This is a genomic window from Variovorax sucrosi, assembly GCF_051216635.1.
GTDB lineage: Bacteria > Pseudomonadota > Gammaproteobacteria > Burkholderiales > Burkholderiaceae_C > Variovorax.
This window is the reverse complement of record NZ_JBPJZU010000010.1, coordinates 10,817-33,473: the sequence shown is the minus strand read 5'-3', so window position 1 is coordinate 33,473 and position 22,657 is coordinate 10,817. Positions and strand designations below refer to the sequence as shown.

The window sequence follows — 22,657 nt, the reverse complement described above, 5'->3', positions numbered from 1 at the left end:
GCATGTCTTCTTTGGAATGGGCCGCGTCCGCCCTGCAGGCGTTCGACGGGGTGGTCCAGGCCAGCGCCGGTTTCCGCAGCCGCGACGGTCAGCGGCGCATGGCCGAGCAGGTGGCCGGCACACTGGCGGCCGCCACCCTCGGCAAGACCGACAGCGATGAGGGCGACGGTCCGGCCGACCCGCCGGTGCGCGCCATCGCGGTGATCCAGGCCGGCACCGGCGTCGGCAAATCGCTCGCCTACTGCGCGCCGGCCATCGCGCTGGCGCTGGCGCGCAACACCCGCGTCGTGATCTCCACCGCCACCGTGGCGCTGCAGGAGCAACTGGTCCACAAGGACCTGCCGGCGCTCGCCAAGCTGATGCCGCAACCCTTCCGCTTCGCCCTGGCCAAGGGCCGCGGGCGCTACGTCTGCCAGTTGAAGCTGGAACGCCTGACCGGGATGATGGCCGAGCCCGACGGCGACGAGGAAGAGGGCGAGGACGACCTGTTCGCCGACGACGACGCGGTCACACAGGCCCGTCCCGCGCGGCCTGCGCACGAAGTGGAGGCTCGCCTCCGGTTCTACACGGGCGTCGCGCAGACGCTGTCGAGCGGCGCGTGGGACGGCGACCGGGACACCCTCGACACCCCGCCGGCCGCCGACGCCTGGCTACCGATGGCGGCCGACGCCGCGTCCTGTACCGGCAAGCATTGCCCATCGTTCAACCAGTGCGTCTACTACGAGCGCCGCAAGACGCTGGTCGGCGCGCAGGTGGTCGTGGTCAACCACGACCTGCTGCTGGCCTCCATCGGCAACCGCCAGTTGCCCGAGCTGGACAACTGCCTGCTGGTGCTCGACGAAGCGCACCACCTGCCGGCCACCGCGCTCGCGCAGTTCGGCTGCCGCATGGACCTGGGCCGCCACGGCTGGGTCGAACGCCTGGCGCAGCGCGCGGTGCGGGTGGGCGTGCGCTTCGAGGTCACCGAGGTGGCCGACGTGCCGATGCACGCCGCGCAGATGCGCCAGGCGCTGCAGGAGACCGAGCGCCTGGTGATGGATCTGTACGGCGACGGCCTGAAGTCCGACCTTGCCGGCCCGGCGGGCCTGCCCGGCCGCGGCCCCGCGCGTGCGCGCCTGCCGCTGGGCGCATTGCCCGAAGCGCTGCAGGGTCCGCTGGGCCGGGTGGCGCACCACGCGTCGGGCTTCCTCGACGCCCTGCGCGTGATCGCCAGCGCCCTGCGCACCGAGATGCGCGAGCAGCCCGCGATGGCCCGCAAGCTGTCGACCATGTACGCCCAGCTCGGCGCGCTCGCCCCGCGGCTGGAGCAGACGCTCGACACCGCCCAGCTGCTGCTGCGCGACGCCGCGCCCGACGCGGTGCCGGCCGCCAAGTGGTTCACGCTGCAGGTCGACGGCGACCAGGCCACGCTGCAGGCGCACGCCAGCCCGCTGCTGCCCGGCGCGACGCTGCGCCACCACCTGTGGAACAAGGTGCGCGGCGCGGTGCTGACATCCGCCACGCTCACCAGCTGCGGCCACTTCGATTTCTTCCTGCGCGAGTCGGGCCTGCATGGCGACGATGCCGCGACGACGCTGGAAGTGCCCAGCCCCTTCGACTACGCCGCCCAGGGCCGGCTGATCGCCGTCGAGACCCGGGCCGACCCGCGCGATGCGGCCGGCTACGTCGCCGAGATGGTGCAATCGCTGGTGCGCGACCTGGCCGAGGTGCGGCACGGCGCGCTGGTGTTGTTCACCTCGCGCGATCAACTGCGCCAGGCCGTCGAGGCGCTGCCCGCCACGCTCAAGCCGCGCGTGCTGCTGCAGACCGCCATGCCGCGCCAGCAACTGCTCGCCACGCACCGCCATCGCGTGGCCGAGGGGTTGCCGTCGATCGTCTTCGGCATGCAGTCCTTCGGCGAAGGGCTCGACCTGCCGGGCAAGCTCTGCGAATCGGTCTTCATCGCCAAGCTGCCCTTCGCGCCGCCGGACGATCCGGTCGGCGAGGCGCGGGCCGAGTGGCTGCGAACGGTGGGGCGCGATCCGTTCACCGAGCTGGTGGTGCCGGCAACGGCCATTCGGCTGGCGCAGTGGGTGGGGCGGGCGATTCGCAGCGAGGAGGACCGGGCCTCTGTGTACTGCTACGACCGGCGGCTGGTGCGGACTTCGTATGGGCAGCGGTTGTTGAAGGGATTGCCGCCGTTTTCTTTTTCTACGGTGCGGGTGGGGGATGGGGTCACTGCGTAGAGCGCCCGGCAGGCGGTGCGGGCCGGGCGAGCCCGGTGCGCCGGCCGCTTCGCGGCTTCCCTGCGGTGCTCGCGCCATCGGCTGCGTCGCAGAACTCGCTGCGCTCACTTCGTTCTCTTCGCTCAAACAGCTGCGACGAGTCAGATGTTGAAGCGCGCTGCGCGCGCAGCCGATGGCGCTGCGCTCCTCGGCGGCGCACAGGGGATCGCCCGGCCCGCACTGCCTGCCGGGCTTGGGGGCGCGCGACGATTGCGCTCGCCGGAGAAGGATGCACCGCGCGCCGACGCCCCACGCCACACCGAAACCCTCACTCCAAACAAAGCCTACTAAAATCGACGACCCCGAGGAGCGTTGCAGCGGCACCCCCGCCAGGCTCGGGTCCTTCCCCGCAACGACGCTCACCTGACCATCGCGAATCCAGGTGAGCCCATGTCCGAACCGTCTTCCCCAGCCGTCACGTCCGTTCCCCCGATGAAGCTGTCGGGCCTCGAGCCCGTGCGCATCGGCGACGGCACGCTGTTCGTCAACATCGGCGAGCGCACCAACGTCACCGGCTCCAAGGCCTTCGCGCGGATGATCCTGAACGGCCAGTTCGAGGAAGCGCTGGCCGTCGCGCGCCAGCAGGTCGAGAACGGCGCGCAGGTGATCGACATCAACATGGACGAGGCCATGCTCGACAGCAAGGCGGCGATGGTGCGCTTCCTGAACCTGATCGCGTCGGAGCCCGACATCGCGCGCGTGCCGATCATGGTCGACAGCTCGAAGTGGGACGTCATCGAGGCAGGTCTCCGCTGCATTCAGGGCAAGGGCATCGTCAACTCGATCAGCATGAAGGAAGGCGAAGACCAATTCCGCCACCATGCCAAGCTCTTGCGCCGCTACGGTGCCGCCGCGGTGGTCATGGCCTTCGACGAGAAGGGCCAGGCCGACACCTACGAGCGCAAGGTCGAGATCTGCCAGCGCGCCTACCGCATCCTGGTCGACGAGATCGGCTTTCCGGCCGAGGACATCATCTTCGACCCGAACATCTTCGCGGTGGCCACCGGCATCGAGGAGCACAACAACTACGCGGTCGACTTCATCGAGGCGACGCGCTGGATCAAGCAGAACCTGCCCGGCGCCAAGGTGTCGGGCGGCGTGTCGAACGTGAGCTTCAGCTTCCGCGGCAACGACCCGGTGCGTGAAGCCATCCACACCGTGTTCCTGTACCACGCGATCAAGGCCGGCATGGACATGGGCATCGTCAACGCCGGCATGGTCGGTGTGTACGACGACCTCGAGCCGGTGCTGCGCGAGCGCGTCGAAGACGTGGTGCTCAACCGCCGCCCCGATGCGGGTGAGCGCCTGGTCGAAGTCGCCGAGACCGCCAAGAGCGGCGCCAAGGACGAGAGCAAGCGCAACGACTGGCGCGGCACGGCCGATGCGCCGGTGAGCGTGGGCGACCGGCTCAGCCACGCGCTGGTGCACGGCATCACCGAGTTCATCGTCGAGGACACCGAAGAGGCTTACCAGGGCATCCTCGCCAAGGGCGGCCGGCCGCTGCACGTCATCGAAGGCCCGCTGATGGACGGCATGAACGTGGTCGGCGACCTGTTCGGTGCCGGCAAGATGTTCCTGCCGCAGGTGGTGAAGTCGGCCCGCGTGATGAAGCAGGCGGTGGCGCACCTGCTGCCCTACATCGAGGAAGAGAAGCTGCGCGACGAGGCGGCGGGCCGCGACGTGCGCACCAAGGGCAAGATCATCATCGCCACGGTGAAGGGCGACGTGCACGACATCGGCAAGAACATCGTCACCGTCGTGCTCCAGTGCAACAACTTCGAAGTGGTGAACATGGGCGTGATGGTCCCGTGCCACGAGATCCTCGCGCGCGCCAAGGTCGAGGGCGCGGACATTGTGGGCCTCTCCGGCCTCATCACGCCGAGCCTGGAAGAGATGCAGTACGTGGCGGGCGAGATGCAGCGCGACGACCATTTCCGCATCAAGAAGATCCCGCTGATGATCGGCGGCGCCACCACCAGCCGCGTGCACACGGCCGTGAAGATCGCGCCGCATTACGAAGGCCCCGTCGTCTACGTGCCCGATGCGTCGCGCAGCGTGAGCGTGGCGCAGTCGCTGCTCTCCGACCAGGCGACGAAGTACATCGACGAACTCAACGCCGACTACGACAAGGTGCGGCTGCAGCACGCCAACAAGAAGCAGGTGCCGCTGTGGCCGCTGGCCAAGGCGCGGGCCAACAAGACGCCGATCGACTGGACGAGCTACACGCCGCCGGTACCGAAGTTCATCGGCCGCCGCGTGTTCAAGAACTTCGACCTGACCGAGTTGGCCAGGTACATCGACTGGGGGCCGTTCTTCCAGACCTGGGACTTGGCCGGGCCGTTCCCCTCGATCCTGAAGGACGAGGTCGTGGGTACCGAAGCGGTACGCGTCTACGCTGACGCGAAACGCATGCTGCAGCGCCTGATCGAAGGCCGCTGGCTCAGCGCGAGCGGCATCGTCGGCTTCTGGCCGGCCAACACGGTGAACGACGACGACATCGAGCTCTACACCGACGAGACGCGCAGCGAAGTCGCGATGACTTGGTACGGCATGCGCCAGCAGACCGAAAAGCAGGCGATCGACGGCGTGATGCGACCGAGCCGCTGCCTGGCCGACTTCGTCGCGCCCAAGGACAGCGGCGTGAAGGACTATGTCGGCATGTTCGCGGTCACCGCCGGCCTGGGCGTCGAGAAGCGTGAGAAGTTCTTCATCGACGACCTCGACGACTACTCGGCCATCATGTTCAAGGCGCTGGCCGACCGGCTGGCCGAGGCCTTCGCCGAATCGCTGCACCACCGCGTGCGCACCGACCTGTGGGGCTACGCCGCGGACGAAGCCTTGAGCAACGAAGACATGATTGCCGAGAAGTACCACGGCATCCGCCCCGCGCCCGGCTACCCGGCGTGCCCCGACCACAGCGTGAAGCGCGAGATGTTCGAGGTCATGCAGTGCACCGACATCGGCATGACGCTGACCGAGAGCCTCGCGATGACGCCGGCGGCCAGTGTGAGCGGCTTCCACCTGAGCCATCCGGCATCGACCTACTTCAACGTCGGCAAGATCGGGCACGACCAGTTGGCCGACCAGGCGGCACGCCGTCGGCTGCCGGAGAGCGAACTCGAACGCCTGCTGGCACCGAACCTGTAGCACACGAGCAAGCGCCGCCCATCGACAAGCCTGGGCCGGCCGACGGCCGCGTCTGAGCGCCTAGCGTGATTTGCCGTGAGCCGCTGCGCGCTTGCGTGTCGGCATCGGCTTCAACTCGTGCGGCTGCAGCACGAAATCGCTGTTGCCCGTCAGCATCTCGACCGCGAGATCGATGAAGGCGCGCACCCGCAGCGGTTGCGCCACCCGACTGCCGTAGTAGACGTACAGACCCAGGTGGTCCGTTACATGCGGCGTCAGCAACGGCACCAGTTGCCCGCTGCGCAGCAGCGGTGCCGCCGTGGCACCGATCAACTGGCCGATCACCTGGCCTGCCAGCACCGCACGAATTTCCAGGTCGACGTCGTTGGTGCACAGCGCCGGCGCGATGTCGCGCGCAACGATCTGGTCGTCGACCTTGAATTCCCACGGCATCAGCTTGCCGCTGGTCGGGTGCCGGAAGCAGCTGCAGCGGTGCTGTGCCAGGTCGTCGATGTGGTGTGGCGCCCCGAAGCGCGCGATGTAGGCCGGCGCAGCGCACACCACCAGCTGTACCGGCATCAGCCGCCGCGCGATCAATCCGTCTTGCGGCGCGAGGCCGCTGCGGAATCCGACATCGACGCGTTCTTCGACCCAGTTGCCGACGCGGTCGTCCAACTGCACGTCGGGTTCGATCTGCGGATGCTGCGCGCAGAAGGCTTCGAGCACCGGCCAGAGGACCTGCAGCATGGTCGCGCGCGGCGCCACGATGCGCAGCGGCCCGGCGATCTCTTCGCGCCCTCGGCGCGCGTTGCGCAACGCGCGCTGCAGCGTGCTCAGGCCGGGCTGCGCAGCCTCGAGGAACTGGCTGCCTTCCTCGGTGAGGCTCAGCCGCCGCGTGGTGCGATGGAACAGCCGCACGCCCAGGTGCGATTCGAGCTGCGCCAGCGCCTGGCTGGCCGCCTGCGGCGTGATCGCCTGCGAGGCGGCGGCCTGCCGCAGGCTGCCCAGCTCGGCGGCCTGGATGAAGGTGGTGATCGCGCGGAGTTCGTTGAAGGCCATGGACGGATTATCACGATTGACTTGTGGATGAAGCGAGTGAATGTGGGCTATTCCGTTGCGGATGCAAAACCTACATTTCCTCCATCGCATCCCTTCATTACCTGCTTTCAAAGGAAACCGACATGACTGCAACGAACGAATTCCAACGCGTCTGGCTGATCACCGGCGCATCCCGCGGCCTCGGTGCCCGCATGGCCGAAGCCGCACTCGCCCACGGCGACGCGGTGGTCGCGACCGCCCGCAATGCGGCCGACGTGGCCCAACGCTTCGGCAACCATCCGGCGTTGCTGGGCGTGTCGCTCGACGTGACGGACGAGGCCCAGGCCGCGCGCGCCGTCGAGGCGGCCATCGCCCGCTTCGGCCGCATCGACGTGCTGATCAACAACGCCGGCTTCGGCCTGCTCGGCGCGGTGGAAGAAGCCACGGCCGACGAGGTGCGCAAGCTCTACGAGACCAACGTGTTCGGCCTGCTGAACGTGACGCGCGCCGTGTTGCCGTCGATGCGCGCGCGCCGCAGCGGCCACGTGCTCAACCTCTCGTCGCTGGGCGGCCATCAGTCCGGACCCGGCTTCGGGCTGTACTGCTCGACCAAGTTCGCGGTCGAAGGCATCAACCAGGCGCTGCACAAGGAACTGGCGCCGTTGGGCATTCACGTCACGGCGGTCGAACCGGGCTACTTCCGCACCGAGTTCCTCGAAGGCAATTCGCTGGCCGTCTCGCCAAAGTTCATCGCCGACTACGAAGGCACGTCCGGCCAGGTGCGCATCGCCGCACGGAGCATCAGCCTCAACCAGCCGGGCGACCCGGTGAAGTTGGCACAGGCGGTGATCCGCCTCGTCGAGTCGCCGAAGCCGCCGATGCGCCTGCCCCTGGGCACCGACACGCTGCAGGTGATCCGCGACCACATCGATGAGCTGCAGCGCGAGACTGCCGAATGGGTCGAGCTGGCGGCATCGACCGACTACGCCACCGCCTGAGTACCCTGTGCCGGCAGATCGCCTTGCTTGAACATCCGTTCGCTCGCGAAATCGACGAAGGCGCGCACCTTGGGCGACAGCTGGCGGCTCGACGGCCAGAGCGCGGAGAACTGGCCCTGGCGCACCAGGTGCGCGGCCAGCACGCGCTGCAGTTCGCCGCGGCACAGCGCATCGCGCGCGAGAAAGTCGGGCATGTAGGCGACACCGAGCCCGGCCACCGCGGCACCGAGCATGGCTTCCATGTTGTTCGAGAGCAGGCCCGGCGGCAGCTGCGTCGGCAGGCCGGGCAGGTCCCAATCCTCGATCCTGCCGCCGGTCACGAACTTGTAGCGCAGGCAGGCGTGGTGAGCAAGGTCGGCCGGTATTTGCGGCACCCCGTGGCGTGCCAGGTAGGCCGGCGAGGCCACCAGCACGAAGTCGAAGGGCCCCAGCCGCCGGGCCACCAGCCGCGAGTCCGCCAGGTCGCCGCTGCGGATCGCCACGTCCACGTTGTCGGCGATCACGTCGACCAGGCCGTCGTTGAAGTCGAGGTCGAGTTCGATCTCGGGGAAGCGCGCCTTGAAGTCCGGCAGCACCGGCAGCAGGAAGCGGTAGCCGATGGTCGGCAGGCTCACGCGCAGTCGGCCGCGCGGCGTGGCCGCGGCGTCTTGCATCATCGCGCGCGCATCGTCGAGCTCGTCGAGGATGCGGCGGCAGCGCTCATGGAACATCACGCCTTCCGCCGTGAGCCGCACCTGGCGCGTGGTGCGGTTAAACAGGCGCAAGCCCAGTTGCGCCTCGAGCCGCGCGACGTTCTTGCCCACGGCGGACGCCGAGATGCCTAGGTGCCGGCCGGCGGCGGCAAAGCTCAGCAGGTCGGCTGCCCGCGCGAAGGATTCGAGTCCGCTGAAACTGTCCATGGGGATTGGCAACCTGAGGTTGGGGGTGCTAGGAATTTGTCCGCCATTCTCATTCCATTGAATCCTTTTTATCTTCTGTTCCTCCATCCCCTTCCCGTGTGAAAGCCATCGCGATGTCCCCTCCCTCCCCTCCCGTCTCCAAGAACTGGCTGCTGGCCGCCGTCTGCCTGGCGGCGCTGGGCATGCCGCTGAGCTTCACCGGGCCCGCCGTGGTGCTGCCCGCGATTCGCGACGCACTGGGCGGCAACCCGGTGCAGCTCAACTGGATCACGAACGCCTTCATGCTGAGCTTCGGCGCCACGCTTCTGGCAGCCGGTGCGCTCGCCGATGCCTGGGGGCGCAAGCGCGTCTTCCTGCTCGGGCTGGCCGTGGTGGCACTGAGCTGCGCGATGCTGGTGTGGGCGCCGGGCATCGTGACGTTCGACATGGTGCGCGCGCTGCAGGGGCTGGGGTCGGCCGCCGCATTTGCCGCCGGCACCGCCGCGCTGGCCCAGCTGTTCGACGGCGCGGCGCGCACGCGGGCCTTCAGCCTGATCGGCACCTCCTTCGGCGTGGGACTGTCCTGCGGCGCGATGCTCTCGGGCTGGCTGGCCCAGACCTTCGGCTGGCAGGCCGTGATGCTGAGCCCGGGCGCGGTGTGCCTGCTGGCGCTGGGCATCGCCGTGCCCGCCATGCGCGAATCACGCAACCCGCAGGCGCAGGGGCTGGATCTGCCCGGCGCGTTGAGCTTCACCGCCGCGCTGAGCCTGCTCACGCTGGGTGTGCTGCAGGCGCCCGACAGCGGCTGGGGCAGCCCGTGGGTGATCGCTGCGCTCGCCGGTGCGGCACTGATGGGCGCGGCCTTCATCGCCATCGAGCGCCGCGCCGCGCATCCGATGCTCGACCTGTCGCTGTTCCGCTTCCCGCGTTTCGTCGGCGTGCAATTGCTGGCCGCCGCACCGGCCTATGGCTTCGTCGTGCTGCTGGTGCTGCTGCCGCTGCGCTTCGTCGGGCTCGAAGGGCGCAGCGCGCTGGAGGCAGGCGGTTTCATGTTCGCGCTCTCGGGGCCGATCCTCGTCGTGCCGACGCTGGCGGCCTGGCTGGCGCAGCGCTACCCGGCCGGCGCCTTGTCGGCGCTGGGCCTGCTGGTGTGCGCAGCGGGCCTGTTCTGGCTCAGCCACTGCGCGCCCGGCACGCCCTTGCACGACATGGTGTGGCCCCTGCTGCTGATCGGCGCGGGCATCGGCCTGCCCTGGGGACTGATGGACGGCTTGGCCGTGAGCGTGGTGCCGCGCGAACGGGCCGGCATGGCCTCGGGCATCTTCAACACCGTGCGCGTGGCCGGAGAGGGCATCGCGCTGGCGCTGGTCGGCGCCGGGCTGACGGCGCTCGTCGCGCTGCAGCTCGCCCGCCTGCCGGGGCGCACGGCGCTGGGCGCATCCCAGGCCGCGCAGCGCGTGACGACCGGCGACCTGACACAGGCCATGGCGCTGCTGCCAGGGTTGGGCCGCGAGGCGCTGCTGCACGCCTACGGTGCAGCCTTCGCAACGCTGCTGTGCGTGCTGGCGGCCGTCACCGTGCTGACGGCGCTGGCGGTGTTCAGCTTCCTGCGGGGCGAGACGCAGCCGGCCACCCCCGCGACTCCGGCGCTGGCATCGGAGCCTCGCGCCTGCTGAGCGGGCGGGCGCACACCGTCGTCGGCGGCGGCGGCGGCGGCGGGGGGGCGGTGACATGTGGAAACGTGCTTCCGGCGTCCACCGACAACCAAAGGCCTCACTTTCATGCACAGTCAAGGGCTATGTTCAATGCGAAGTCCTCGATGATCGATTGCCCCGAATGTGGCAAGCGCAACCGCGCAGCAGCCCGCTTTTGCGTGGCGTGCGCGGCGCGGTTGGGTGCAGAGCCGGCCATCGCGTCTGCGCCGGCGGAATTGTCGACCCCCGCTTCGCTGGCCCAGCGCGGGGACAGCCGTTTCGACGCGCCGCGGACCACCCACTCGCGGCCGCTGCCGCTGCAATCGGCACCCATCGACACCGCCGGCTTCTGGATCAAGCTGGGCATCGGCGGGGTGATCGTGATGATCGGCTTCATCGCCTGGAGTCTGTACATCCTGACCGGCAGCAAGGTCCCCACGCAGATGCCGGTGGCGGTGGGCAGCGGGGCCGACGCAGCGCCGGCGGCCACCGTGCCCATTTCTCTCAGGCCGGCGGCCTCGGCGACGATGGGCACGACGCCCCCGGTTGCGGCACCGGTCGCATCGACGGCCGTATCAACGGCCCCCACCGTGCCTGCGGCACCAACCGCCCCGCCCCCGCAAGTGGCGCCGGCTCCCATGGCGCCGGCCGCTCAGGCCCCCGCGCCGCTCGCGGCCCGGGAGACGGAAACGCGGGGCGCCGCGACGCAACGCCAAGCCACCACGTACCGGGAACGTCTGCGGCCACCGCCCCCAGAGGTCCGGTCGGGCGATTTCGGCGGTTGGGTGGCGCCGATGCGTCCGCCCGCCATGACCTCGGCGCCGGACTACCAGGATGCCGGCCCGCCCATCGTGCCGGGCCCCCGGCCGAGCGAACCGTTCGCGACCGCGGCACCGGCTGCACCGGCTGCACCGGCGGTGGGCCCCCGCGCAGCGGGCGGGGGCGACCTGGGCCCACCGGTCGCGGCCGGTCCCGGCCCGCACTACGACTACTCGACACCGAGAGCCGCCGGCCGCTAGCGCAGACGGCTCAGAGCACCACCGGCACTTCGGTCGCCGGCGGCGTGTTGCGGCTGCGGCCGCTGCGCACGATGCCGTCGATCATCACCATGCCCACGCCCGGGATGTCGCCCAGCGCCACGCTCTCGAGCAGGCCGGCGGCCGGCGAATGCTGCGCACGGTCCATGAAGACGAAGTCGGCGTCGCGGCCCACCTCGATCAGGCCGCAGTTCAGGTTGCGGATGCGCGCCGTGTTGCCCGTCGCGAAGCAGAACACCTGCTCGGCCGGAATGGCCGCGAAGGCCGTGATGAACGACACCATGCGCAGGATGCCCAGCGGCTGCACGCCCGAGCCGGCGGGGCCGTCGGTGCCGAGGATCACGCGGTGCGGGCACTTCAGTTCGATGGCTGCGCGGGCCGCGGCGATCGCCGTCTTCTCGTTGCCGTTGTGCACGATCTCGATCGCGCGCGTCGACTTCTCGCACAGCTCGCAGACATGCGCCTCGGGCAGCGAGGTGTGGCCGCCGTTGATGTGGCCGATGACGTCGGCGTCGGCTTCCAGCACCACGTCCTTGTCGATGTAACCCGAGCCCGGCACCGACGGGCCGCCGGTGTGGATGGTGCTCTGGATGCCGTACTTGCGCGCCCACGCCACCATCTCCTTGGCCTCGTAGCCGGCCTTCACCGTGCCCAGGCCCACCTCGCCCAGCAGGCCCACGCCGGCCTCGGCCAGCTCCTTGAAGTCGCTCTCGACCATGCCCTTCTCGATGACCGGCGCACCGGCCAGCACCTTCACGCCGCTGGGGCGGAAGTTGTCGTAGGCGCGCTGTGCAGTGATGGCCAAGGCCTTGAGGCCGACGATGTCTTTCGGCCGACCGGGCAGGTGCACTTCGCCGGCGGAGATCATGGTGGTCACGCCGCCGTTCATCGACGAATCGATCCAGCCGAGCTGGCTCTGGCGCGGCGTCCAGTCGCCGAACACCGGGTGCACGTGGCTGTCGATCAGGCCCGGCGCGACGGTGGTCTTCCTGCAGTCGATGACGGTCTTCGCGCCTTCGACGTCGCAGTCCTTGTACTTGCCGACCGCGGTGATCAGGCCGTCGACCACCACGATGGTGTCGGCGTCGAGGATGGGCTTGTCGATGTCGCCCGAGAGCAGCAGCCCTATGTTCTGGATGACGACCTTGCCCGACTTGCCGCCGGCTGCGATTTCTGCCATTTGATGTCCTCGTGGGTTGTGTCTTGTATTTCGTCTGCCCGCACGGTGCGCAGCACGGTCTCGATCACGAAGTCTTCCCAGTGCGTGACCGCAGCAGGCAGCTCCATCGGCTCGCCGAGGAAGGCGGTGAGCGTGTGGCGGTTGGCCGTGTAGAAATAACCGGTGGATGCGATCAGCAGGTAGACATCGCGCGCCACCAGGTCGGTGCGGAACAGGCCCTGTGCCGCACCGCTTTGGAGGATCTCGGCAACGATCGCGACCGCACGCGACGAGTACTCGCGCGCCCGCAGAGACTTCGAGATGTGCCGGCCCTTGTGCAGGTTCTCGGTGTTCAGCAGCGTGACGAACTCGGGGTTCTTGCGGTAGTAGCCGAGCACGAAGCGGATGACCGCGGTGAGCGCGTCGACCGGGCGCGTGGTGTCGAGGTCGAGCGCCGCCTCGGCATCGTCCATGCGCTGGTAGATGCCTTCGAGCACCGCGATGAAGAGCCCTTCCTTGCTGCCGAAGTAGTAGTAGATCATCCGGTCGTACGACTTCGCGGCCTTCGAGATCTTCTCGACGCTGCCGCCGTCGTAGCCGTACTTGGCGAACACCTTGGTGGCCGCCTTCAGGATCGCATCGCGCGTGGCCTGCGCCGCAGCCTCGCGCACGCCCGTCTTGCGCTGGGGCTTGGCGGCGGTGCGGCTCGTGGCCATCGCTTACTTTTCTGCGAAGGCGCGTTCGACGACGAAGTCGCCGGGCGTCGAGGTGTTGCCTTCCTTGAAGCCGCGGCCTTCGAGCATGTGCTTGAGGTCGACCAGCATGCCGGGGCTGCCGCACAGCATCACGCGGTCTTCGGCGGCGTTGATCGGCGGCAGGCCGAGGTCATCGGTGAGCTTGCCGCTTTCGACCAATTCGGTGATGCGGCCCATGTTGCGGAATTCCTCGCGCGTGACCGTCGGGTAATAGAGCAGCTGATTGGCGATCAGCTCGCCCAGGAACTCGTGCTTGGGCAGGTGGTCGAGCACGAGGTCGTGGTAGGCCAGTTCGTCGATCTGGCGCACGCCGTGCACCAGGATGACCTTCTCGAACTTCTCGTACGTTTCCGGGTCGCGGATGATGCTCATGAACGGCGCCAGGCCGGTGCCGGTGCCGAACAGGTACAGGCGCTTGCCCGGCAGCGTGTAGTCGATCAGCAGCGTGCCGGTGGGCTTGCGGCCCACGATGATGGTGTCGCCAACCTGGATGTGCTGCAGCTTCGAGGTGAGCGGGCCGTCGTCGACCTTGATGCTCAGGAACTCGAGGTATTCCTCGTAGTTGGCGCTGGCGATGGAGTAAGCACGCAGCAGCGGCTTGTTGTTCACCTTGAGGCCGATCATGGTGAAGTGGCCGTTCGAGAAGCGCAGTGCCGGGTCGCGCGTGGTGGTGAAGGTGAACAGGCGGTCGGTCCAGTGGTGGACCGAGAGGACGCGTTCTTCGCTGAATGCACTCATGAATGACTCGATGAAAGGTGAACGAAATGGCGGGCGACAAAGGCTTGCAAACGGGGCTGGCGGCCTCAACCCGCAGACGCCGGCTGAGGCCTCCCAATTGTCGTTCACCGTATGCACCCTGCCGGGGAGCCCTGGAAAACACCCATGCAAACATCGAGCCGGATCGGTAGATTCCGAAGCATTGATGTAGTGAACACCACATGAACGTGGAGTAGATGCTACACAAATGACAAATTGCGCGCAAGCGTGAAACCGGCATGTTTGTTGCACGCGGTTGCAGCACGCTATCTGAGAGATCGCCACGATGACTGAACACACGAAGACAGATGGATTGCCGGGCATGGACGTGCCGGTGATCCCCGACGCCGCCGGTTTCGGCAAGGCACCGCTGCGCAACGACCGCATGAGCACGGCCAAGGTCGAGTGCAACGCCTGCCCGGTGCTCTGCCAGATTTCCGACGGCCGCACCGGCGCCTGCGACCGCTACGCCAACCGCGACGGCGTGCTGGTGCGCGTCGACCCCGTCGTGCTGCTGCGCCGCGAGCTGAAGAACCCGTCGCCGGCGCTCGTGCCCTTCGCCCGTGACGGCGCCGAGCCGGCCGCTGAAGGGGTCGAACCCGACTGGAACGGCGACCTGCTCCATGCCGACGAGGTCTTCGTCACCGGCGTCGGCTCGTCCACCACCTACCCCGACTACAAGCCCGCGCCCTTCATCGTGGGCTCGAAGGCGCGTGGCGTCGACATGGTCACGGTCGTGACCGAAGGCATCTTCAGCTACTGCAGCCTGAAGGTGAAGATCGACACCGACCGCTTCCTCGGTGCCGAGCAGGCCAACGTCCGCTACAAGGGCGAGGTGGTCGGCCACGTCACCACGGCCGAGTACGGGTCGCAGATGCTGTCGCTCGGCGGCGTGCACCACCTCACCGGCGGCAGCAAGAAGGAAGGGCGCATGGCGCTGGAACTGATGCAGAAGCTCGGCAACAAGCAGCCGGCCGAATGCACCATCGACGGCGGTTCCAGCCTCGTCATCCAGGCGGGCCGTGCGCCCATCGTCAACGGCGTGGAAGAACAGCGCATGCGCGTGGGCTGCGGCTCGGCTGCGGTGGGCATCTTCGCGCGCCAGTTCGCCGGCGTGGCCGACGAAGTGGTGGTGGTCGACGACCACATCACCGGCGTGCTCACGCAGCACCAAGCCGGGCGCTGCCTCGACATGCCCGAATCGGGCATCAAGATGCTGGGCCGCAAATCGACGCCCGGGCGCTATTTCCAGGTGGCGAACCCCGGCAACGGCTGGGGCGGCACCGACATCGCCGACCCGCTCTCGATCATCGAGGGCTGGGAAGAGGGCGTGGCCAAGCCGGGCCTGCGCCTGCTGATGACCTCCACCACCGGCGAGCATGCGCAGTGGTACGTGCTCGACGACGCGCTGACGCCGGTCGAGCAGCCGATGCCCGAGGAAGTGAAGCGCATCGTCGAGCGCATCGGCGAGAACTGCGAGCCTTCGCTGTGCACGGTGCTCTTCCTCGGCGGTGCCGGCGGTAGCCTGCGCGCGGGCGTCACGGAGAACCCGGTGCTGCTCACCCGCGCCATCAAGCGCGCGCTGGTCAACGTGACCTGCGGCGGTGCGCCGGCTTACGTGTGGCCGGGGGGCGGCATCACAGTGATGGTCGACGTTATGCGCATGCCCGACAACAGCTTCGGCACCGTGCCCACGCCGGCCATCGTCGCGCCGATCGAATTCAGCATGCGGCTCGAGGACTACGCCGCGCTCGGCGGCCATGTCGAGCATGTGTTCCCGCTGCAGGAAGCCCTGGCCCGCGGTGCGTGGCAGGACGACGGCGCGCCGGTCACGCGCCAGTGGCTGCGCATCGATGACGCCAACCCCTGGCCGCTCGGCCAGCCACCCATGCTGGGCTGAACCTTGCACGCCGAACGCCATCTGCTCGACGCCCAGCGTTGGCACCTGCACCACGGACCGATCGATCTGTTGATCGAGGCCGAGGGCGATGCCGCGGCCGTGGCGTCGGCGCATGCGGCGGCGTGGGCGCGCTTCGAATCGCTGCTCGCCGAGCTGGTGGGCGAGCTGCCGCTGTTGCGGCAATCGGTGGGCGCGCACTGCGCGCTGCAAGGCCCGATCGCGCGTCGCATGTGGAATGCCTGCGCGCCGTTCCGCCCGGCCTTCATCACGCCGATGGCGGCCGTGGCCGGGTCGGTGGCCGACGAGATCATTGCCTTCTACCGCCGCGCCGGCGTCGAGCGCGCCTGGGTCAACAACGGCGGTGACATCGCGTTGCACCTGGCCGCCGGGCGCTCGGCGCGTGTCGGCCTGTTCGCCGACATCGCACGCTTCGACCTGGCCGACGCCGGCCCGCTCACGACCGACGGCCAGTTCGTCATCGATGCGGCCGCGCCGGTGCGCGGCGTCGCCACCAGCGGCTGGCGCGGCCGCAGCTTCTCGCTGGGCATCGCCGACAGCGTGACGGTGCTGGCCGCCACGGCCGCGCAGGCCGATGCGGCAGCCACCGTCATCGCCAACGCGGTCAACGTCGACGACGCCGCGATCCGCCGGTTGCCGGCCAGCCAGTGCAAGGACGACAGCGACCTCGGCGACATCCCGGTCACCGTCGACGTGCCGCCGCTCGCGCCCGCGACGGTGCGCCGTGCACTCGATGCGGGCGCGGCCCGCGCGCGCGCGCTTCAGCACAGCGGAAACGCTTGGGCCGCGATGCTGGTTTGCCAGGGGCAGTGGCGTCTTGTCGAGCCCTTATGCTCCATCACCGCGGCGAGCCCGCGGGATGCAGTTGGTTCAGTATTTGCTTAACGAATGGCGAGCCTCATTCCATGATCGATATCCGCCGCGTCTTCACCCATGTCGAGCACATCCACCACGAGTTCGGCCCCCGCGCCGCAACGCCGTTGGTGCGTGGCGCCATCGGCGTGGTGATGACCAACCCTTTCGCGGGCCGCTACGAGCCCGACATCCTGCCGATGATGGCCTTGCTCGACCCGGTGGGCGTCGACATGGCGCACCGGCTGCACGCCGCCATGGACGTGCCGCTCGATCAGATCGCCACCTACGGCAAGGGCGCCATCGTCGGCGCGGCCGGCGAGCTGGAGCACGGCGCGCTGTGGCATGTGCCCGGCGGCTACGCGATGCGCGAGCTGCTCGGCTGGAAGGGTGACCGCGGCGCCTACACCGCCGGCAAGGCCGAGGAGAAGACGGGCCAGCCAGCCAACGCGCTGTCGATCGTGCCGTCGACCAAGAAGGTCGGCCCGCCCGGTGCCGCGCTCGACGTGCCGCTGACCAACATCAACGCCAGCTACGTGCGCGGCCAGTTCGACGCCATCGAGGTGCGCGTGCCCGGCGCGCCGGCCGCCGATGAGATCGTCTTCATCCTCGCGATGAGCACCGGCTACCGCGTGCACGCCCGCGTCGGCGGGCTGCTCGCTGAAAACATTTCCAAGTGGGACGGACTCCGATGAACAACACCATGCAAACGAACGCCAACGTTTCAAATCCAGAAACACCGTGGAACTGGCTTTGCCAGGCCACTGGTGTTGCCCCCGGTAGGGGGTGGGAGTCGCGACACGAAGTGCGCAGCGACCTGGGGGTGAGCCAATGACTGCCAACATTCGCAAGTTGATCGTGCAGGTCGACGAGACCCGCAAGGAAATGGGCCGGGACATCACGCCGCCCACACGCCGTGCCGTGGCCATCGCCGTCATCGAGAACCCCTACGCCGGCCGCTACAGCGAATCGCTCGACGAACTCATCGCCATCGGCGAGGAGTTGGGCGCGCTGCTGGGCCAGAAGGCGGTCGCGGCACTCGGCATCGCGCCGGGCGATGCGCAGAGCTACGGCAAGGCGGCCATCGTCGGCGAGGCCGGCGAGCTCGAGCATGCCGCCGCCATCCTGCATCCCAAGCTGGGCGCGCCGCTGCGCGCGGCGGTCGAGAAGGGCGCCGCGCTGGTGCCGTCGGCCAAGAAGCGCGGCACGCTGGGCACCGCCATCGACGTGCCGCTGGGCCACAAGGACGCCGCCTTCGTGCGCAGCCATTTCGACGCCATCGAAGCCCGCGTGTCCGACGCGCCGCGCGCCAACGAGATCGTCGTGGCCGTCGCCGTGACCGACAGCGGCCGCCCGCTGCCGCGCATCGGTGGCCTCCAGCATTCCGAGATCAAGGGCGAAGACGGTCTGCGCTGACCGCACCATGACCGCCTCTGCCACCTTGTGTTTTTTCTGTTCGACCTCTCCAGGAGTTTCCCCATGAACCCATTGCGTCATGTCTTCAGCGCGGCGGCCGTCGCCACGCTCGCCACCGCCCTCGTTCCCGCGCATGCGCAGGGCGTGATCAAGATCGGCGAAGTCAACAGCTACAAGGCACAGCCCGCCTTCCTCGAGCCCTACAAGAAGGGGATGGAACTGGCCGTCGAAGAAATCAATGCCAAGGGCGGCATCAACGGCAAGAAGGTCGAGCTCATCACGCGTGACGACAACGCCAACCCCGGCGACGCGGTGCGCGTGGCTGAAGAGCTGGTGGCTCGCGAGAAGATCGACGTGCTGACCGGCACCTTCCTGTCGAACACCGGCCTGGCCGTGGCCGACTTCGCCAAGCAGAAGAAGGTCTTCTTCCTGGCCGGCGAACCACTCACCGACAAGATGACCTGGCAGGGCGGCAACGAATACACCTTCCGCCTGCGCCCCGGCACCTACATGCAGGCCGCGATGCTGGTGCCTGAAGCCGTGAAGCTGAAGAAGAAGCGTTGGGCCTTCGTGTACCCCAACTACGAATACGGCCAGTCGGCCGTGGCCGCCTTCAAGACGCTGCTGAAGGCCGCGCAGCCCGATGTCGAGTTCGTTGCCGAACAGGCGCCGCCGCTGGGCAAGGTCGATGCCGGTGCCGTGGCGCAGGCGCTGGCCGATGCCAAGCCCGATGCGATCTTCAACGTGCTGTTCGGTGCCGACCTGTCGAAGTTTGTGCGCGAAGGCAACACGCGCGGCCTCTTCAAGGACCGCGCGGTGGTGAGCGTGCTGACCGGGGAGCCCGAGTACCTCGACCCGCTCAAGGACGAAACGCCCAACGGCTGGATCGTGACCGGCTACCCGTGGTACGGCGTGCAGACCCCCGAGCACAAGGCCTTCTTCCTGGCGTACCACGGGAAGTACAAGGACTATCCGCGCCTCGGCTCGGTGGTCGGCTACAGCATGATCAAGTCGGTCGCCGCCGGCGCCACCAAGGCCAAGAGCACGGAAACAGCCAAGATGGTCGCGGCCTTCAAGGGCCTGGTGGTCGACACGCCGTTCGGCAAGATCACCTACCGCCCCGAAGACCATCAGTCCACCATGGGCGCCTTCGTCGGCAAGACGAAGAACGACAACGGCAAGGGCGTGATGGTCGACTACACCTACTTCGACGGCGCCAAGTTCCAGCCGAGCGCCGCCGACGTCAAGAAGTCGCGCGCAGCCGACTGACCCTTTTCCGGAACGCTTGCACCCATGAGTCTCTCGTCCTTGCTGCTGCAGTTCCTGACCGGGCTGTCGTCGGCTTCTTCGCTGTTCCTCGTGGGGGCGGGCCTGTCGCTGATCTTCGGCGTCACGCGCATCGTCAACTTTGCGCACGGCTCCTTCTTCATGGTCGGCATCTATGTCGCCTACACGCTGGTCGAGAAGCTCGGCACGGGCCTGGGCTTCTGGCCCGCGCTGGTGATCGCGGCGCTGTCGGTCGGCGTGCTCGGCGCGCTGATCGAGATGGTGCTGCTGCGCCGCATCTACAAATCGCCGGAGCTGTTCCAGCTCTTGGCGACCTTCGCCCTCGTCCTCGTCATCAAGGACGCGGTGCTCTATTTCTGGGGGCCCGACGAACTGCTCGGCCCCCGCGCGCCCGGCCTCTCGGGCTCGGTCGAAATCCTCGGCCGGCAGTTCCCGACCTACGACCTGTTCCTCATCGTCGTCGGGCCGGTGGTGCTCTTCCTCATGTGGCTGCTGCTCACGCGCACCCGCTTCGGAACGCTGGTGCGCGCCGCTACGCAGGACCGCGAAATGGTCAGCGCGCTGGGCGTGAACCAGGCGTGGCTCTTCACGGCGGTGTTCGCGCTCGGTGCGATGCTGGCCGGCCTCGGCGGCGCGCTGCAGTTGCCGCGTGAACCGGCCACGCTGGCACTCGACCTCAACACCATCGGCGCCGCATTCGTCGTGGTCGTGGTCGGTGGCATGGGCTCCATCCCCGGCGCCTACGTGGCCGCGTTGCTGCTGTCGCAGATCAAGGCGATCTGCATCTGGCTCGGTGTCGTCGACGTGTTCGGCCTGAGCATTTCCTTTTCCAAGCTCACGCTGGTGACCGACTTCGTCGTGATGGCGATCGTGCTGGTGTGGCGCCCGTGGGGCCTGTTCGGTCGCCCGCAGGCGCCGAGCCGTTACGTTGGCATGCCCGAAGAACCGCTGCGCCGCGCGAGCAAGGCCTACCTGTGGCTGGTGGGTGCGCTCGGCCTGGTGCTGATGGCGATGCCGGTGCTGACCGCCAGCTCGCCGTACACGACGGTGCTGATGATCGACCTGCTGATTGCGGCGCTCTTCGCGGCCAGCCTGCACTTCATCATGGGGCCGGCCGGCATGCATTCGTTCGGCCATGCGGCGTACTTCGGTCTTGGCGCGTACGGCGCCGCGTTGCTGGTGCGCTCCAGCGGCTTGCCGATGGAAGCCGCACTCGTCGTCGCGCCGCTGGTCGCCGCCATCGGCGCGCTGGTCTACGGCTGGTTCGCGGTGCGGTTGTCGGGCGTGTACCTCGCGATGCTCACGCTGGCGTTCGCGCAGATCACCTGGGCCATCGTCTACCAATGGGATTCGTTCACCGGCGGCAGCAACGGCCTCACCGGCGTCTGGCCGTCGGAATGGCTCTCGGACAAGCGCGCCTACTACTGGCTCACGCTGGTGCTGGTCGCGGCCGGCATCCTGTTGCTGCGCCGCGTGCTGTTCTCGCCTTTCGGCTATGCGCTGCGTGCGGGCCGCGACTCGGTGCTGCGTGCCGATGCGATCGGCATCGACGTCAAGCGCATGCAGTGGACCGCCTTCGTCATCGCCGGCGCGGCGGCCGGCCTCGCGGGCTCGCTCTACGCGTTCTCGAAGGGCAGCATCTCGCCGGAGAGCCTGAGCGTCGACAAGTCGGTCGACGGCCTCGTGATGGTGCTGCTCGGCGGCATCCAGACGCTGGCCGGCCCGGTGGTCGGTGCCGTCACCTTCAGCTGGCTGCACGACACGGTGGCGCGCAACACCGACTATTGGCGCGCGATGCTCGGTGCGATCATCCTGCTGCTGGTGCTGCTGTTCCCGCAGGGCATCGCGGGCTTCGCCAAGCAGCTGTTCGACAAGCTCAAACGCAAGCCGCCAGTGGCGGATGTGCAGGAGGTCAAGGCATGAGCGCGACACCTCTTTTGAAGGTCGAGAACCTCGGCAAGTCCTTCGGCGGCGTGAAGGCCGTCGACGGCATCAGCTTCGACCTCGCGCCCGGCGAACTGCTGGCGCTGATCGGCCCCAACGGCGCCGGCAAGTCGACCACCTTCAACATGGTCAACGGCCAGCTCAAGGCCGACCAGGGGTCCATCAAGCTCAACGGCGTCGAGCTCGTCGGCCGCAAGCCGCGCGAGATCTGGCGCCTGGGCGTGGGCCGCACCTTCCAGATCGCCGAAACCTTCGCGTCGCTCACCGTGGTCGAGAACGTGCAGATGGCGCTGCTGTCGCACGACGGCAAGCTGTTCTCGATGTGGCGCCGCGCGGCCGACCATCGGCGCGACGACGCGCTGGCGCTGCTCGACCAGGTCGGCATGAAGGCCCAGGCCGATCGGCCCTGCAGCGAACTCGCCTACGGCGACGTGAAGCGGGTCGAGCTGGCCATCGCCATGGCCAACGAACCCAAGCTGCTGCTGATGGACGAGCCCACTGCCGGCATGGCGCCGAAGGAGCGCAATTCGCTCATGGCGCTGACCAAGGATTTGGTGATCCAGCGCGGTATGGCCGTGCTGTTTACCGAGCACAGCATGGACGTGGTGTTCGCCTATGCCGACCGCATGATCGTACTGGCCCGTGGGCGCCTCATCGCGCAGGGCAAGCCGCTGGAGATCCGCGACCATCCGAAGGTGCAGGAGGTGTACTTCGGCAGCGGCAAGACCTTCGAGAAGATTGCAGAGAAGGCCGCGGAAGTGAACGCGGCCGTGGGAGCCGGGGTATGAGCACACACGAGACACTGCTGACCGCCAAGTCGCTGTGCGCCTGGTACGGCGCCGCGCAGATCCTGTACGACGTCGACCTCGAGGTGCGCCGCGGCGAAGTCGTTGCGCTGATGGGCCGCAACGGCGCCGGCAAGTCGACCACGCTGAAGGCGCTGATCGGCATGCTGACCAAGCGCAAGGGCGCGGTGAGCTTCCTCGGGCACGACATCTCGAAGAGCGAACCGCACCACGCCGCGAAGATGGGCCTGGGCTTCGTGCCCGAAGACCGCCGCGTGTTCACGGACCTCACGGTCATGGAGAACCTCGAAGTCGGCAAGCAGCCGCCGCGCCGCTGGGCCGACGGCAGCGAGGCGCCGCTGTGGACGCCGGAGCGCCTGTTCAAGCTGTTCCCCAATCTTGGCGAGATGCCGAACCGGCCAGGTGGCCGCATGAGCGGCGGCGAACAGCAGATGCTGACCGTCGCGCGCACGCTGATGGGCAACCCCTACCTCGTGCTGCTCGACGAACCGTCCGAAGGTGTGGCCCCGGTCATCGTCGAGCAGATGGCCAACATGATCCTCGAGCTCAAGGCGCAGGGCGTGAGCATCCTGCTGTCGGAGCAGAACATGCACTTCGCTGAGCTGGTGTCCGACCGGGCCTATGTGCTTGAGAAGGGCCAGATCCGCTACCAGGCGACGATGGCCGAGCTCGCTGCCAACGACGACGTGCGTCGCGCCTATCTCAGCGTCTGATCATCGGTCTTCCCCA

The 22,657-nt window shown here is 68.3% G+C and carries 19 protein-coding genes and 1 riboswitch; of the genes, 13 read left to right on the top strand and 6 right to left on the bottom strand.

Going from position 1 to position 22,657, the window contains the following annotated elements:
* Window positions 1-2: 2 nt before the first annotated feature.
* A complete protein-coding gene (dinG, locus tag ACSFBE_RS19310; RefSeq protein ID WP_435492037.1) occupies window positions 3-2,225 on the top strand; it encodes an ATP-dependent DNA helicase DinG in 2,223 nt (740 codons plus the stop codon).
* A 339-nt stretch (window positions 2,226-2,564) separates the two neighbouring features.
* Window positions 2,565-2,632: riboswitch (S-adenosyl-L-homocysteine riboswitch) on the top strand.
* Window positions 2,633-2,696: 64 nt separating this feature from the next.
* Window positions 2,697-5,411 carry a methionine synthase gene (gene metH, locus ACSFBE_RS19305; RefSeq protein WP_435492267.1) on the top strand — a complete coding sequence of 905 codons (2,715 nt, stop codon included), beginning with the start codon at window positions 2,697-2,699 and terminating at the stop codon, window positions 5,409-5,411.
* 60 nt (window positions 5,412-5,471) lie between these two features.
* On the opposite strand, the gene ACSFBE_RS19300 is transcribed toward metH, so the two are convergent.
* On the bottom strand, window positions 5,472-6,449 hold the full coding sequence (locus tag ACSFBE_RS19300; RefSeq protein ID WP_435492036.1) for a LysR family transcriptional regulator: 978 nt from the start codon (window positions 6,447-6,449) through the stop codon (window positions 5,472-5,474).
* 122 nt (window positions 6,450-6,571) lie between these two features.
* Between ACSFBE_RS19300 and ACSFBE_RS19295 the strand changes: the two genes are divergently transcribed.
* Complete coding sequence (locus ACSFBE_RS19295) at window positions 6,572-7,426, top strand: oxidoreductase (RefSeq protein ID WP_435492035.1); 855 nt, start codon at window positions 6,572-6,574, stop codon at window positions 7,424-7,426.
* On the opposite strand, the gene ACSFBE_RS19290 is transcribed toward ACSFBE_RS19295, so the two are convergent.
* Window positions 7,411-8,325: a LysR family transcriptional regulator gene (locus tag ACSFBE_RS19290; RefSeq protein WP_435492034.1), complete on the bottom strand. Its 915-nt coding sequence runs from the start codon at window positions 8,323-8,325 to the stop codon at window positions 7,411-7,413. The genes ACSFBE_RS19295 and ACSFBE_RS19290 overlap by 16 nt on opposite strands.
* 113 nt (window positions 8,326-8,438) lie before the next feature.
* On the opposite strand from ACSFBE_RS19290, the gene ACSFBE_RS19285 reads away from it, so the two are divergent.
* Window positions 8,439-9,980, top strand: a complete 1,542-nt coding sequence (locus ACSFBE_RS19285) for an MFS transporter (RefSeq protein ID WP_435492033.1) — start codon at window positions 8,439-8,441, stop codon at window positions 9,978-9,980.
* Window positions 9,981-10,083: 103 nt separating this feature from the next.
* Here the strand turns inward: ACSFBE_RS19285 and ACSFBE_RS19280 are convergent, their stop codons facing one another.
* Entirely contained in the window at window positions 10,084-10,638 is a 555-nt protein-coding gene (locus ACSFBE_RS19280) for a hypothetical protein (protein WP_435492032.1), read from the bottom strand.
* Between the two features lie 169 nt (window positions 10,639-10,807).
* On the opposite strand from ACSFBE_RS19280, the gene ACSFBE_RS19275 reads away from it, so the two are divergent.
* Window positions 10,808-11,017, top strand: coding sequence for a hypothetical protein (locus ACSFBE_RS19275; RefSeq protein WP_435492031.1), 210 nt, complete (start codon window positions 10,808-10,810; stop codon window positions 11,015-11,017).
* 10 nt (window positions 11,018-11,027) lie between these two features.
* Here the strand turns inward: ACSFBE_RS19275 and ACSFBE_RS19270 are convergent, their stop codons facing one another.
* The 3 genes from ACSFBE_RS19270 to ACSFBE_RS19260 are packed head-to-tail and all read right to left on the bottom strand — an operon-like array spanning window position 11,028 to window position 13,687.
* Entirely contained in the window at window positions 11,028-12,215 is a 1,188-nt protein-coding gene (locus tag ACSFBE_RS19270) for an amidohydrolase family protein (RefSeq protein ID WP_435492030.1), read from the bottom strand.
* A complete protein-coding gene (locus ACSFBE_RS19265; protein ID WP_435492029.1) occupies window positions 12,161-12,910 on the bottom strand; it encodes a TetR/AcrR family transcriptional regulator in 750 nt (249 codons plus the stop codon). Before ACSFBE_RS19265 ends, ACSFBE_RS19270 begins: the two co-directional genes overlap by 55 nt.
* 3 nt (window positions 12,911-12,913) lie before the next feature.
* Window positions 12,914-13,687, bottom strand: a complete 774-nt coding sequence (locus ACSFBE_RS19260; RefSeq protein ID WP_435492028.1) for a ferredoxin--NADP reductase — start codon at window positions 13,685-13,687, stop codon at window positions 12,914-12,916.
* Window positions 13,688-13,991: 304 nt separating this feature from the next.
* Between ACSFBE_RS19260 and ACSFBE_RS19255 the strand changes: the two genes are divergently transcribed.
* The 8 genes from ACSFBE_RS19255 (at window position 13,992) to ACSFBE_RS19220 (ending at window position 22,641) form a co-directional block, all read left to right on the top strand.
* Window positions 13,992-15,605: a 6-hydroxynicotinate reductase gene (locus ACSFBE_RS19255; protein WP_435492027.1), complete on the top strand. Its 1,614-nt coding sequence runs from the start codon at window positions 13,992-13,994 to the stop codon at window positions 15,603-15,605.
* 3 nt (window positions 15,606-15,608) lie between these two features.
* Window positions 15,609-16,508, top strand: a complete 900-nt coding sequence (locus ACSFBE_RS19250) for a UPF0280 family protein (protein ID WP_435492026.1) — start codon at window positions 15,609-15,611, stop codon at window positions 16,506-16,508.
* Window positions 16,509-16,528: 20 nt separating this feature from the next.
* Window positions 16,529-17,170, top strand: coding sequence for an amino acid synthesis family protein (locus tag ACSFBE_RS19245; protein WP_435492025.1), 642 nt, complete (start codon window positions 16,529-16,531; stop codon window positions 17,168-17,170).
* Window positions 17,171-17,306: 136 nt separating this feature from the next.
* A complete protein-coding gene (locus ACSFBE_RS19240; RefSeq protein WP_435492024.1) occupies window positions 17,307-17,891 on the top strand; it encodes an amino acid synthesis family protein in 585 nt (194 codons plus the stop codon).
* A gap of 63 nt (window positions 17,892-17,954) precedes the next feature.
* A complete protein-coding gene (locus ACSFBE_RS19235) occupies window positions 17,955-19,160 on the top strand; it encodes an ABC transporter substrate-binding protein (RefSeq protein ID WP_435492023.1) in 1,206 nt (401 codons plus the stop codon).
* Between the two features lie 24 nt (window positions 19,161-19,184).
* Window positions 19,185-21,101 (top strand): ABC transporter permease, encoded by a 1,917-nt coding sequence (locus ACSFBE_RS19230; protein ID WP_435492022.1) that lies wholly within the window; start codon window positions 19,185-19,187, stop codon window positions 21,099-21,101.
* Window positions 21,098-21,910 (top strand): ABC transporter ATP-binding protein, encoded by an 813-nt coding sequence (locus ACSFBE_RS19225; RefSeq protein ID WP_435492021.1) that lies wholly within the window; start codon window positions 21,098-21,100, stop codon window positions 21,908-21,910. The genes ACSFBE_RS19230 and ACSFBE_RS19225 overlap by 4 nt, the downstream gene beginning before the upstream one ends.
* Window positions 21,907-22,641, top strand: a complete 735-nt coding sequence (locus ACSFBE_RS19220) for an ABC transporter ATP-binding protein (protein WP_435492020.1) — start codon at window positions 21,907-21,909, stop codon at window positions 22,639-22,641. The genes ACSFBE_RS19225 and ACSFBE_RS19220 overlap by 4 nt, the downstream gene beginning before the upstream one ends.
* The last annotated feature ends 16 nt before the right edge of the window (window positions 22,642-22,657 follow it).

What these genes read in the sequence shown, in the direction of transcription:
- metH (WP_435492267.1), top strand. Translation starts at nt 2,697, where the DNA reads ATGAAGCTGTCGGGCCTCGAGCCCGTGCGCATCGGCGACGGCACGCTG.
- ACSFBE_RS19300 (WP_435492036.1), bottom strand. Translation starts at nt 6,449, where the DNA reads ATGGCCTTCAACGAACTCCGCGCGATCACCACCTTCATCCAGGCCGCC.
- ACSFBE_RS19295 (WP_435492035.1), top strand. Translation starts at nt 6,572, where the DNA reads ATGACTGCAACGAACGAATTCCAACGCGTCTGGCTGATCACCGGCGCA.
- ACSFBE_RS19235 (WP_435492023.1), top strand. Translation starts at nt 17,955, where the DNA reads ATGAACCCATTGCGTCATGTCTTCAGCGCGGCGGCCGTCGCCACGCTC.
- ACSFBE_RS19265 (WP_435492029.1), bottom strand. Translation starts at nt 12,910, where the DNA reads ATGGCCACGAGCCGCACCGCCGCCAAGCCCCAGCGCAAGACGGGCGTG.
- ACSFBE_RS19290 (WP_435492034.1), bottom strand. Translation starts at nt 8,325, where the DNA reads ATGGACAGTTTCAGCGGACTCGAATCCTTCGCGCGGGCAGCCGACCTG.
- ACSFBE_RS19280 (WP_435492032.1), bottom strand. Translation starts at nt 10,638, where the DNA reads ATGGGAGCCGGCGCCACTTGCGGGGGCGGGGCGGTTGGTGCCGCAGGC.
- ACSFBE_RS19270 (WP_435492030.1), bottom strand. Translation starts at nt 12,215, where the DNA reads ATGGCAGAAATCGCAGCCGGCGGCAAGTCGGGCAAGGTCGTCATCCAG.
- ACSFBE_RS19285 (WP_435492033.1), top strand. Translation starts at nt 8,439, where the DNA reads ATGTCCCCTCCCTCCCCTCCCGTCTCCAAGAACTGGCTGCTGGCCGCC.
- ACSFBE_RS19225 (WP_435492021.1), top strand. Translation starts at nt 21,098, where the DNA reads ATGAGCGCGACACCTCTTTTGAAGGTCGAGAACCTCGGCAAGTCCTTC.
- ACSFBE_RS19260 (WP_435492028.1), bottom strand. Translation starts at nt 13,687, where the DNA reads ATGAGTGCATTCAGCGAAGAACGCGTCCTCTCGGTCCACCACTGGACC.
- ACSFBE_RS19240 (WP_435492024.1), top strand. Translation starts at nt 17,307, where the DNA reads ATGACTGCCAACATTCGCAAGTTGATCGTGCAGGTCGACGAGACCCGC.
- ACSFBE_RS19230 (WP_435492022.1), top strand. Translation starts at nt 19,185, where the DNA reads ATGAGTCTCTCGTCCTTGCTGCTGCAGTTCCTGACCGGGCTGTCGTCG.
- ACSFBE_RS19275 (WP_435492031.1), top strand. Translation starts at nt 10,808, where the DNA reads ATGACCTCGGCGCCGGACTACCAGGATGCCGGCCCGCCCATCGTGCCG.
- dinG (WP_435492037.1), top strand. Translation starts at nt 3, where the DNA reads ATGTCTTCTTTGGAATGGGCCGCGTCCGCCCTGCAGGCGTTCGACGGG.
- ACSFBE_RS19220 (WP_435492020.1), top strand. Translation starts at nt 21,907, where the DNA reads ATGAGCACACACGAGACACTGCTGACCGCCAAGTCGCTGTGCGCCTGG.
- ACSFBE_RS19245 (WP_435492025.1), top strand. Translation starts at nt 16,529, where the DNA reads ATGATCGATATCCGCCGCGTCTTCACCCATGTCGAGCACATCCACCAC.
- ACSFBE_RS19255 (WP_435492027.1), top strand. Translation starts at nt 13,992, where the DNA reads ATGACTGAACACACGAAGACAGATGGATTGCCGGGCATGGACGTGCCG.